This window comes from Rodentibacter mrazii, assembly GCF_001998825.1.
Lineage (GTDB): Bacteria > Pseudomonadota > Gammaproteobacteria > Enterobacterales > Pasteurellaceae > Rodentibacter > Rodentibacter mrazii.
On record NZ_MLHG01000034.1, the window covers coordinates 1 to 11,358 of the forward strand.

The 11,358-nt window shown below is 38.9% G+C and carries 12 protein-coding genes and 1 pseudogene; 12 read left to right on the top strand and 1 reads right to left on the bottom strand.

The window, feature by feature from the left end:
- Positions 1 to 376: 376 nt before the first annotated feature.
- Entirely contained in the window at positions 377 to 2,266 is a 1,890-nt protein-coding gene (gene mnmG, locus BKK47_RS05975; protein ID WP_077493985.1) for a tRNA uridine-5-carboxymethylaminomethyl(34) synthesis enzyme MnmG, read from the top strand.
- A 60-nt stretch (positions 2,267 to 2,326) separates the two neighbouring features.
- Here mnmG and BKK47_RS05980 read toward each other — a convergent pair.
- Positions 2,327 to 3,161, bottom strand: a pseudogene (locus BKK47_RS05980) (SDR family oxidoreductase).
- A 153-nt stretch (positions 3,162 to 3,314) separates the two neighbouring features.
- Between BKK47_RS05980 and BKK47_RS05985 the strand changes: the two are divergent.
- From BKK47_RS05985 to BKK47_RS06035, 11 genes are all read left to right on the top strand, one after another.
- Positions 3,315 to 3,677, top strand: a complete 363-nt coding sequence (locus BKK47_RS05985) for a winged helix-turn-helix transcriptional regulator (protein WP_077493987.1) — start codon at positions 3,315 to 3,317, stop codon at positions 3,675 to 3,677.
- 57 nt (positions 3,678 to 3,734) lie between these two features.
- A complete protein-coding gene (gene rsmG, locus BKK47_RS05990; RefSeq protein ID WP_077493988.1) occupies positions 3,735 to 4,346 on the top strand; it encodes a 16S rRNA (guanine(527)-N(7))-methyltransferase RsmG in 612 nt (203 codons plus the stop codon).
- Positions 4,347 to 4,469: 123 nt separating this feature from the next.
- Positions 4,470 to 4,844, top strand: a complete 375-nt coding sequence (locus BKK47_RS05995; RefSeq protein ID WP_077493989.1) for an ATP synthase subunit I — start codon at positions 4,470 to 4,472, stop codon at positions 4,842 to 4,844.
- 27 nt (positions 4,845 to 4,871) lie between these two features.
- Positions 4,872 to 5,660 carry a F0F1 ATP synthase subunit A gene (atpB, locus tag BKK47_RS06000; RefSeq protein ID WP_077493990.1) on the top strand — a complete coding sequence of 263 codons (789 nt, stop codon included), beginning with the start codon at positions 4,872 to 4,874 and terminating at the stop codon, positions 5,658 to 5,660.
- A 56-nt stretch (positions 5,661 to 5,716) separates the two neighbouring features.
- Positions 5,717 to 5,971: a F0F1 ATP synthase subunit C gene (gene atpE / locus BKK47_RS06005; protein ID WP_005539567.1), complete on the top strand. Its 255-nt coding sequence runs from the start codon at positions 5,717 to 5,719 to the stop codon at positions 5,969 to 5,971.
- Between the two features lie 48 nt (positions 5,972 to 6,019).
- Complete coding sequence (atpF, locus tag BKK47_RS06010) at positions 6,020 to 6,490, top strand: F0F1 ATP synthase subunit B (protein WP_077493991.1); 471 nt, start codon at positions 6,020 to 6,022, stop codon at positions 6,488 to 6,490.
- A gap of 13 nt (positions 6,491 to 6,503) precedes the next feature.
- Positions 6,504 to 7,049: a F0F1 ATP synthase subunit delta gene (atpH, locus tag BKK47_RS06015; RefSeq protein ID WP_077493992.1), complete on the top strand. Its 546-nt coding sequence runs from the start codon at positions 6,504 to 6,506 to the stop codon at positions 7,047 to 7,049.
- 15 nt (positions 7,050 to 7,064) lie between these two features.
- The gene (atpA, locus tag BKK47_RS06020; RefSeq protein WP_077493993.1) at positions 7,065 to 8,606 is read left to right on the top strand and encodes a F0F1 ATP synthase subunit alpha; all 1,542 of its coding nucleotides are present in this window, start codon (positions 7,065 to 7,067) and stop codon (positions 8,604 to 8,606) included.
- A 17-nt stretch (positions 8,607 to 8,623) separates the two neighbouring features.
- The gene (gene atpG / locus BKK47_RS06025; protein WP_077493994.1) at positions 8,624 to 9,493 is read left to right on the top strand and encodes a F0F1 ATP synthase subunit gamma; all 870 of its coding nucleotides are present in this window, start codon (positions 8,624 to 8,626) and stop codon (positions 9,491 to 9,493) included.
- A 16-nt stretch (positions 9,494 to 9,509) separates the two neighbouring features.
- Positions 9,510 to 10,883, top strand: coding sequence for a F0F1 ATP synthase subunit beta (atpD, locus tag BKK47_RS06030; protein ID WP_018355849.1), 1,374 nt, complete (start codon positions 9,510 to 9,512; stop codon positions 10,881 to 10,883).
- A 30-nt stretch (positions 10,884 to 10,913) separates the two neighbouring features.
- The gene (locus BKK47_RS06035; protein ID WP_077493995.1) at positions 10,914 to 11,342 is read left to right on the top strand and encodes a F0F1 ATP synthase subunit epsilon; all 429 of its coding nucleotides are present in this window, start codon (positions 10,914 to 10,916) and stop codon (positions 11,340 to 11,342) included.
- Positions 11,343 to 11,358: the final 16 nt, after the last annotated feature.

Sequence of the window (11,358 nt, forward strand, 5' to 3'; positions counted from 1 at the left end):
TTTTTTATCTGTGCATAACTCATAAAAAATCTGTCAAAAAACCTGTATTTTTTCACTGAATAAGATCTTAATTTCTATCTACTGTGGATAAAGAAGCAAATTATCCACAATGAATTACGACTATTTTTATCATTGATCAACATTTCTCAATAGGATCTAACTTATTCATTTATAAAAAGAAAAAAGCGTTATACACATAATAAAAGGATCTTAATAATAACAATAATAAGATCTATATATAAAAAATCTTAATTTTATTACCTCAAGATTTTTTAGATCCTTTGTAAATCTTCAAGATCCAAATCTTTCTTTCAAGAAAAACTGAATTTTTGTAGAATAGCGCACATTTTTAGATCCGAATGAATTAGAGAAAACGATGTTTTATACTGAAACCTATGATGTGATCGTAATCGGCGGCGGTCATGCAGGTACTGAAGCCGCCCTCGCACCGGCACGTATGGGGTTAAAAACCCTTTTATTAACGCATAATGTCGATACGTTAGGACAAATGTCCTGTAATCCTGCCATTGGTGGGATCGGTAAAGGGCACTTAGTAAAAGAAGTCGATGCCATGGGGGGATTAATGGCCCATGCAGCTGATAAAGCGGGGATCCAATTTCGTACGCTAAACAGCAGTAAAGGTCCTGCCGTACGTGCAACCCGTGCTCAGTCAGATCGCGTATTATATCGCCAATCTGTGCGCGTTGCCCTTGAAAATCAACCCAACCTTGATATTTTCCAGCAAGAAGCTACGGATATTTTGATTGAACAGGATAGAGTAACCGGTGTCACCACTAAAATGGGCTTAACATTCCGTGCAAAATCAGTGATCCTAACAGCCGGTACTTTTTTGGCCGGCAAGATCCATATTGGACTGGAAAATTATGAAGGAGGTCGAGCTGGAGATCCTGCTTCAACAACATTAGCTGAACGTTTACGCGATCTGAATTTACGTGTGGATCGCTTAAAAACAGGCACACCGCCACGTATTGATGCGCGTACTATCAATTTTGATATACTCACCAAACAGCACGGCGATGCTATATTACCGGTGTTTTCTTTTATGGGATCCGTTTCGGATCACCCGCAACAAATCCCTTGTTATATCACCCATACTAATGATCAAACTCATGAGGTGATCCGTAATAATTTGGATCGTAGCCCGATGTACACCGGTGTGATCGAAGGGATCGGGCCTCGTTATTGCCCGTCTATTGAAGATAAAGTGATGCGTTTTGCAGATCGTAATTCTCACCAAATTTATTTAGAACCGGAAGGATTAACCAGTAATGAAGTTTATCCAAATGGGATTTCGACAAGTCTCCCGTTTGATGTGCAAGTGAAGATCGTTAATTCAATGAAAGGCCTAGAAAATGCTCGAATTATCAAACCGGGTTATGCCATTGAATATGATTATTTTGATCCGCGTGATTTAAAACCAACTCTTGAAACTAAAGGGATTTCTGGATTATTTTTTGCCGGTCAAATTAATGGTACAACCGGATATGAAGAAGCCGCTGGGCAAGGATTGCTTGCTGGGATCAACGCAGGACTTTATGTACAAGAGAAAGAGGCATGGTTCCCACGTCGTGATCAAGCCTATATCGGAGTGTTAGTTGATGATCTTTGCACACTCGGCACAAAAGAACCTTACCGAGTGTTTACCTCCCGTGCGGAATATCGCTTATTGTTACGTGAAGATAATGCGGATATTCGCTTAACCCCTATTGCTCATGAGTTTGGTTTAATTGATGAGACTCGTTGGGCACGCTTTAATCAGAAAATGGAAAATATTGAACGTGAACGTCAGCGTTTACGCAGTATTTGGTTACATCCCCGTTCAGAATATTTGGAGGAAGCCAATAAAGTGTTGGGAAGTCCGTTAGTGCGTGAGGCTAATGGCGAAGATTTATTACGCCGTCCGGAAATTAATTATGAAATTTTGACTTCTCTAACACCTTATCAGCCTGCAATGGAGGACGAAGAAGCGGTAGAACAAGTGGAAATTGCCATTAAATATCAAGGCTATATCGATCATCAAGAAGAAGAAATTGAAAAACAAAAACGTCACGAAAACACCGTGATTCCGCCACAATTTGATTATACAAAAGTATCCGGGTTATCCAACGAAGTTCGTGCGAAATTAGAACAGCACCGACCTGTTTCTATCGGGCAAGCAAGCCGTATTTCCGGTATTACACCGGCGGCAATTTCAATTATCTTAGTGAATTTGAAAAAACAAGGAATGTTGAAGCGTGGGGAGTAAGATTCTCTGAGTTTAAAAATACAAAAGTGCGGTGAATTTTACCGCACTTTTTTGTGTTAATTATAAGGATTGTTTCACCGCCACATCTAACCCTGCTGTTGGGCGACCGAGCAATTTCTCAAGAGTTTTATCTTCTGAAAATAATGCACCGTTTGAGGCATCTACATCCCATTGGGCAATCAACCCTGCAAAGCCTGAATCTAAGCCGGCTTGTACCAGAGCCGCTGAATAATCTTCAGCAGGAAGATCTACATAAGGAATGTCTTTGCCGGTTTGTTTGCTCATTTCTGCCGCAAGATCTGCTAATGTCCAGCTGGTTGATCCGGCAAGTTCATAGGTTTGATTGTCGTGACCTTCACTCAATGCAACATTTACTGCTGCTTCTGCAAGTTCAGCACGAAGTGCAGATGAAATATGACCATTTTTTGCCGAACCATAGAGGGCATTATTTGCTAATGCCGCCGCAATTGAACCGGTATAGTTTTCGGTATACCAACCGTTACGCAAAATAGTGTAGGTAATACCTGAGGATTTTAATGCAGCTTCGGTATCTAAGTGTTCGCCAGATAATGATTTTACTCCGTTTTCCTTATCGGCATTTAACAGGCTTGTGTAAACAATATGTGTCACTCCTGCTTTTTTGGCGGCTTTAATCACATTACGGTGTTGTTGCGAACGTTGTCCTACTTCGCTACCTGAAACTAAAATCAATGTATCTACACCATTCAGAGCCTCAATTTGACCTTCTGTTTTTGAATAATCAAATTACACTTGAAATTTTTGAAGGATTACGCACAAGGGCGATAACATTAGCATTTTTGGCTTTTAATAAACCCAATGCGATTGCGCCAAATTGACCTCTTGCTCCGGTGATTGCGATAGTTTTGTTTATCATTTTACTTTCCTCTTTATGTTGAAATGTTTGACGATATTAGTTGATGGCTATTATAATAATTTTATTTCTTACTTTTGATAAGTACTTACATAAAAGTAAGTTTAAAAATTTTTAGGAAAAAACACTAACTTAATGATTTAAAAGGAAATAAAAATGGGAAAATTTCTTGAACGTGGAAATGTTTTAGCTTCAGCATGCCCTTCTCGTCAAATTTTGCAACATTTAACCAATCGCTGGGGCGCATTGGTACTAATAAGCTTACATTCAGGTACGAAACGTTTTAGTGAATTACGTCGTATGATTGATGGTATAAGTGAACGAATGTTAACTAAAACATTACAAGAATTGGAAGAAGATGGCATGTTAATTCGAAAATCCTATAACACAGTACCTCCGCATGTGGACTATACACTAACGGAATTTGGCATACAGGCATCAAATAAAATGTTTGAATTGGTTGACTGGTTAGAGACTAATTTAAACGGGATTTTACAGCAGAAAATGAAAAAGGCATAGAATAGTGACCGCACTTTCAAGTAAAATGCGGGACATTCTTACAATAGAGTACCATTAATGAAAGCAAAATTGGACCGCTTGCTAACACAAGCAAATATTCGACTAAGCGATCAACAAAAACAGCAGCTAATTGATCTCGTCAATTTATTAAATAAATGGAACAAAGCCTATAATTTAACCTCGGTGCGTGATCCGCAAGAAATGTTGGTGAAACATATTTTGGATAGTATTGTGGTTAGTCCTTATTTACAGGGGGAATCTTTTATTGATGTCGGTACCGGTCCCGGTTTACCCGGTTTACCTCTAGCGATTGCAAACCCAAATAAGCACTTTGTATTGTTGGATAGTTTAGGTAAGCGTATTAGTTTTATTCGTAATTCCATACGTGAATTAAAGCTAACAAACGTTACGCCGATATTAAGTCGTGTGGAAGAATATCAACCTAATGAAAAATTCGATGGAGTATTGAGCCGAGCATTTGCTTCACTTAAAGATATGACAAATTGGTGCCATCATCTTCCGAAAGAAAGTGGGTATTTTTATGCATTAAAGGGTGTTTATCATATGGAAGAAGTACAAGAATTGAATAATAAATATACAGTGCAACAAATAATACCGTTACAAGTGCCGGAATTAGTAGGTGAACGACATTTAATCATTTTGCAGTAAATTGTTACATATTTGTAAAATTTTTTCAAAACTGTGATTTAGTTAACGTTTTTTTGGTAGTTTTTAAGTTGAATCTGATTTTTTCAAGAGTATAATTATCAAGGTTTAAGGTTATTGAAAATAATGTCGAGAATTGTACAACAAGCGAAAATTCAGTATCGAAAAGCTATTCAGATTGAAATAGTCATCATGTTACTATTTGCTTGTTTTTTTGCTTTTTGGCAGATGAAAAATGCACTTGATTTTTTATTCGGATTTCTTTCGGCATTGCTTCCTTTCAGTGTTTTTGTGTATATCGTTTTTTATCGAAAACAATATTTATCTGCAAAATTGACCGCACTTTATAGAGGTGAAGCCATCAAGTTTGTGTTAACCATTGTATTGATTATTGCATCATTCAAATGGTTTTTGGTGACAAACTTTGTGATTTTCTTTAGTGGTTTTTTTATGGCATTAATTTTGAATAATTTAATTCCATTTTTGTTTCGCCAAATTTGATTTTTACTATAGTTCTAAGGGTTTATTATGTCTGGACAAACAACATCGGAATATATTAGCCACCATCTGTCTTTTCTAAAAACAGGGGATGGATTTTGGCATGTTCATGTGGATACGTTGTTCTTTTCTATTTTAGCCGCAATCATTTTTCTCTTTATTTTCTCGCGTGTAGCAAAAAAAGCCACAGCAGGTGTGCCCGGAAAAATGCAATGTATGGTGGAAATTGTTGTAGAATGGATTAATGGTATTGTGAAAGAAAATTTCCATGGTCCGCGTGATGTAGTCGCCCCTCTTGCATTAACTATTTTCTGCTGGGTCTTTGTTATGAATGCGATTGACTTAGTTCCAGTGGATTTCTTACCTCAATTAGCAGGTCTGTTTAATATTCATTATCTTCGTGCCGTGCCTACGGCCGATATTAGTGCAACGCTTGGTATGTCTCTTTGTGTTTTCTTCTTAATTCTTTTCTACACAGTTAAGTCCAAAGGTTTCAAGGGATTAGTAAAAGAATATACACTTCATCCGTTTAATCATTGGGCATTCATTCCCGTTAACTTTATTTTAGAAACGGTGACTTTACTGGCTAAGCCTATTTCTCTTGCGTTCCGTCTATTTGGTAATATGTATGCAGGGGAATTGATCTTTATCCTTATTGCCGTGATGTATTCAGCTAATATGGCTATCGCTGCATTGGGTATTCCTTTACACCTTGCTTGGGCAATTTTCCATATTTTGGTTATTACTTTGCAAGCGTTTATTTTTATGATGTTGACGGTCGTTTATTTAAGTATTGCTTACAATAAAGCAGATCATTAATCGTTTTTTTATTAACCGGCTCTAGGGCTAAAACTTAACTTCTATTGGAGAACATTATGGAAACTGTAATTACAGCTACAATCATCGGAGCATCGATTCTTCTTGCATTTGCTGCATTAGGTACCGCAATTGGTTTTGCTATCTTAGGTGGTAAATTTTTAGAATCTTCAGCGCGTCAACCTGAACTTGCATCAAGCCTACAAACTAAAATGTTTATCGTAGCCGGGCTTTTAGATGCGATTGCGATGATTGCGGTTGGTATTTCCTTACTATTCATCTTTGCGAATCCATTTATCGGTTTATTACAATAATCCCTTATTTGCTTATCAACGTAAAACAAGCATTTTAAGGAGGACGTTGTGAATTTAAATGCAACATTAATTGGTCAACTCGTTTCATTCGCACTATTCGTATGGTTTTGTATGAAATTTGTGTGGCCACCAATTATTAAAGCAATTGAAACACGTCAAAGCCAAATTGCCAATGCATTAGCATCTGCGGAAGCTGCGAAAAAAGAACAAGCAGATACTAAATTACTTGCAGAAGAAGAAATTTCAAAAGCGAAAGTTCAGGCTCAAGAGATTTTAGATGCTGCAAACAAGCGACGTAATGAAGTGCTTGACGAAGTGAAAACCGAAGCAGAAGAGCTTAAAGCGAAAATTATTGAACAAGGGTATGCTGAGGTAGAAGCTGAACGTAAACGTGTTCAAGAAGAATTACGTCTTAAAGTGGCTTCCTTAGCAATTGCCGGTGCTGAGAAAATTGTGAGTCGCACTATTGATGAAGCGGCAAACAATGACATTATTGATAAATTAGTTGCAGAACTATAAGAGGCTTTAGCTTATGTCAGAATTAACTACGATAGCTCGCCCTTATGCCAAAGCAGCATTTGATTTTGCCATAGAGCAATCCGTAAATGACAAAAGTGCGGTAGAAAAATGGACAGAAATGTTGGGATTTTTGACCGCACTTGTGGAAGACGAACAAATGAAAGAATTTCTCATTAGTTCGCTTTCTTCACAAAAAGTAGCGGATACGGTAATTTCAATTTGTGGTGAACAGCTAGATCAATATGGGCAAAATCTTATTCGGTTAATGGCTGAAAATAAGCGTTTGAGTGCTATCCCTGCGGTATTTTCCGAATTTACCCGTTATGTGGAAGAACATCAAGCCATTGCAGAGGTTCAAGTAACTTCTGCACAACCATTGAATGCAACTCAAATTGAAAAAATTGTGGCGGCAATGGAAAAAAGATTAGCTCGCAAAGTGAAAGTAAATTGCAACGTGGATGATTCGCTTATTGCTGGTGTAATTATCCGTACGGAAGATTTTGTGATTGATGGTAGTAGTCGTGGACAGCTCGACCGTCTCGCAAATGAGTTGCAATGATAAGAGGAATAAAAGATGCAACTAAATTCAACTGAAATTAGTGAATTGATTAAAAAACGAATTGCTCAGTTTGATGTAGTGAGTGAAGCTCATAATACTGGGACAATTGTTTCCGTAAGTGACGGTATTATTCGTATTCACGGTTTGAGCGATGTAATGCAAGGGGAAATGATCGCATTACCAGGAAATCGCTATGCAATGGCACTTAACCTTGAGCGTGACTCGGTAGGTGCGGTTGTAATGGGGCCTTATGCAGATTTAGCGGAAGGAATGGAAGTTCAGTGTACCGGTCGTATTTTGGAAGTGCCGGTAGGTCGTGGCTTGTTAGGTCGTGTTGTCAATACACTTGGTCAGCCGATTGACGGTAAAGGTGAAATTGAAAATGACGGATTTTCACCGGTTGAAGTGATTGCACCGGGCGTTATTGAACGTAAGTCGGTCGATCAACCGGTACAAACCGGTTATAAAGCGGTGGACTCTATGGTGCCGATTGGTCGAGGTCAGCGTGAGTTAATCATTGGAGACCGTCAAACGGGTAAAACGGCATTAGCGATCGATGCTATTATCAATCAACGTGATTCAGGTATTAAATGTATCTATGTTGCAATTGGTCAAAAAGCATCAACTATCGCAAACGTCGTGCGTAAATTAGAAGAACATGGTGCATTGGCAAATACTATTGTTGTTGCTGCATCAGCATCTGAATCTGCCGCATTACAATATCTTGCTCCTTATGCCGGTTGTGCAATGGGGGAATACTTCCGTGATCGTGGTGAAGACGCGTTAATTGTTTATGATGATTTGTCAAAACAAGCGGTAGCCTATCGTCAAATTTCATTATTACTACGTCGTCCGCCGGGTCGTGAAGCTTACCCTGGAGATGTTTTCTATTTACACTCACGTTTACTTGAGCGTGCAGCACGTGTTAACGAAGAGTATGTAGAAAAATTTACCAATGGTGAAGTAAAGGGAAAAACAGGTTCTTTAACAGCTCTTCCTATTATCGAAACTCAAGCTGGGGATGTTTCTGCATTCGTACCAACCAACGTTATTTCCATTACCGATGGTCAGATTTTCTTAGAATCTAACTTGTTTAACTCAGGTATTCGTCCTGCGGTAAACCCGGGTATTTCGGTATCTCGGGTGGGGGGGGCTGCACAAACTAAAGTAGTGAAAAAATTAGCTGGTGGTATCCGTACCGCATTAGCGCAATATCGTGAATTGGCAGCGTTTGCTCAATTTGCCTCTGATCTTGATGATGCAACCCGTAAACAGCTTTCTCACGGTGAAAAAGTTACCGAATTATTGAAACAAAAACAATATGCACCGCTTAGTGTTGCAGAGCAATCTGTGTTGCTTTTCGCTGTTGAGTTTGGTTATTTGGAAGACGTAGAACTGCAAAAAATTGCAAGTTTTGAGACCGCACTTTTAGACTATGCTCACCGTAACCATGGCGACTTTATGGCAGAATTAACCAAAACCGGTAATTACAATGATGAGATAAAAGACACATTGAAAACGATTTTGGATAGTTTTAAAGCCAATAGTGCTTGGTAATATAACGGAGAAAGAAGATGGCAGGTGCAAAAGAGATAAAAACCAAAATTGCCAGTGTACAAAGTACACAGAAAATTACTAAGGCAATGGAAATGGTTGCTACCTCGAAAATGCGTAAAACGCAAGATCGTATGGCGGCTTCTCGTCCGTATTCTGAAACAATACGAAATGTTATCAGCCACGTCTCTAAAGCCAATATCGGTTATAAACACCCATTTTTAGTTCAACGAGAAGTGAAAAAAGTTGGGATTTTAATTGTTTCGACAGACCGTGGAATGTGTGGCGGTTTAAATATTAATTTATTCAAAACCGTGATGACAGAAATCAAACAATGGAAGGATAAAGGGGTTACCGTAGAATTGGGCTTAATCGGCTCAAAAGGAATTAACTTTTTCCGTTCATTGGGGTTATCTGTACGTGGACAACTTTCCGGTTTGGGTGATAATCCGGCAATGGAAGACTTAATTGGTGTGGCAAACGGGATGTTTGATGTTTATAAAAATGGTGAGATTGATGCTGTTTATATCGCCTATAATAAATTCATCAATACAATGACACAATCGCCTGTTTATCAACAATTAGTTCCATTACCGGCATTGGAAACCGATAATTTAGAACAAAAGCAAAGTACCTGGGATTACCTTTACGAGCCAGAGCCAAAAGTTTTATTGGACAGTTTACTTACTCGTTATTTGGAATCACAAGTATATCAATCTGTGGTGGATGACCTTGCTTCCGAGCAAGCTGCCCGTATGGTAGCAATGAAAGCGGCAACTGATAACGCAGGAAATTTAATCAATGACTTGCAATTAGTTTATAACAAAGCTCGTCAAGCAAGTATTACAAATGAATTAAATGAAATCGTTGCCGGTGCGGCTGCGATTTAAGGAAAGAGGAAAGGTAATGTCAGCAGGAAAAATTGTACAAATCATCGGTGCGGTGATTGACGTTGAATTCCCACAAGATGCAGTACCAAAAGTTTACGATGCATTAAAAGTTGAATCTGGTTTAACCCTTGAAGTTCAACAGCAATTAGGTGGCGGTGTTGTTCGCTGTATTGCATTGGGTACATCTGATGGCTTGAAACGTGGTTTAAAAGTAGAAAATACCGGAAATCCAATTCAGGTACCGGTGGGGACTAAAACCCTAGGTCGAATTATGAATGTGTTAGGTGAACCAATTGATGAGCGTGGTGAAATCGGCGCGGAAGAAAATTGGTCTATTCACCGTGCAGCACCAAGTTACGAAGAACAATCAAACAGTACGGAATTACTTGAAACCGGTATTAAAGTTATCGACTTAATTTGTCCTTTTGCAAAAGGGGGGAAAGTCGGTCTTTTCGGTGGTGCAGGTGTAGGTAAAACTGTTAATATGATGGAATTAATCCGTAATATTGCAATTGAACACTCAGGTTATTCCGTATTTGCCGGTGTAGGTGAACGTACTCGTGAAGGTAACGATTTTTATCACGAAATGACAGAATCTAACGTATTAGATAAAGTATCGTTAGTTTACGGTCAAATGAATGAGCCACCGGGTAACCGCTTACGCGTTGCATTAACCGGTTTAACCATGGCTGAAAAATTCCGTGATGAAGGTCGTGACGTATTATTCTTCGTGGATAATATTTATCGTTATACCCTTGCAGGTACTGAAGTATCAGCACTTTTAGGTCGTATGCCGTCGGCGGTAGGTTACCAACCGACCCTTGCAGAAGAAATGGGTGTATTACAAGAACGTATTACATCAACTAAAACAGGTTCTATTACTTCCGTACAAGCAGTTTATGTACCAGCGGATGACTTAACAGACCCTTCTCCGGCGACAACCTTTGCACACTTAGACTCGACAGTTGTATTAAGTCGTCAAATTGCCTCTTTGGGTATTTATCCGGCGGTTGATCCGTTAGATTCCACATCACGTCAATTAGATCCGCTTGTTGTCGGTCAAGAACATTATGATGTCGCACGTGGTGTACAAGGTATCTTACAGCGTTATAAAGAATTGAAAGATATTATCGCAATTCTTGGTATGGATGAATTATCTGAAGAAGATAAACTTGTGGTGGCTCGTGCCCGTAAAATCGAACGTTTCTTATCACAACCGTTCTTTGTGGCAGAAGTCTTTACAGGTTCACCCGGTAAATATGTGTCATTAAAAGACACTATTCGTGGTTTCAAAGGTATCTTAGAGGGGGAATACGACCATATCCCAGAACAAGCGTTCTATATGGTGGGTTCAATCGAAGAAGTGCTGGAAAAAGCCAAAAATATGTAATCACTTCAAGTCATTTGAAGGAGGACAAAAATGGCGACATTTAACCTAACAATAGTCAGCGCAGAGCAAAAAATCTTTGAAGGTGCGGTTAAACAAATCCAAGCAACAGGTGTGGAAGGTGAACTCGGTATTCTACCGAATCACACGCCTTTGCTAACGGCAATTAAACCGGGAATTGTGAAATTCACTCTTGAAGATGATAAAGAAGAAGTGATTTACGTATCAGGTGGCTTTTTAGAAGTCCAACCAAAAGTCGTTACTGTTCTGGCTGATGTAGCAATTCGTGGTAGTGAGTTAGATGCAGATCGTATTCGTGAAGCAAAACGCAAAGCCGAAGAAAATATTGTGGCACACGTTGCTGATATTGATCACGAAGTTCTGGTTGCAAAACTCTCCAAAGAGTTAGCGAAACTCCGAGCTTACGAGATGACAGAAAAACTTGTGAAATCAAAAAGATAGTAAAAATCCACCTTCA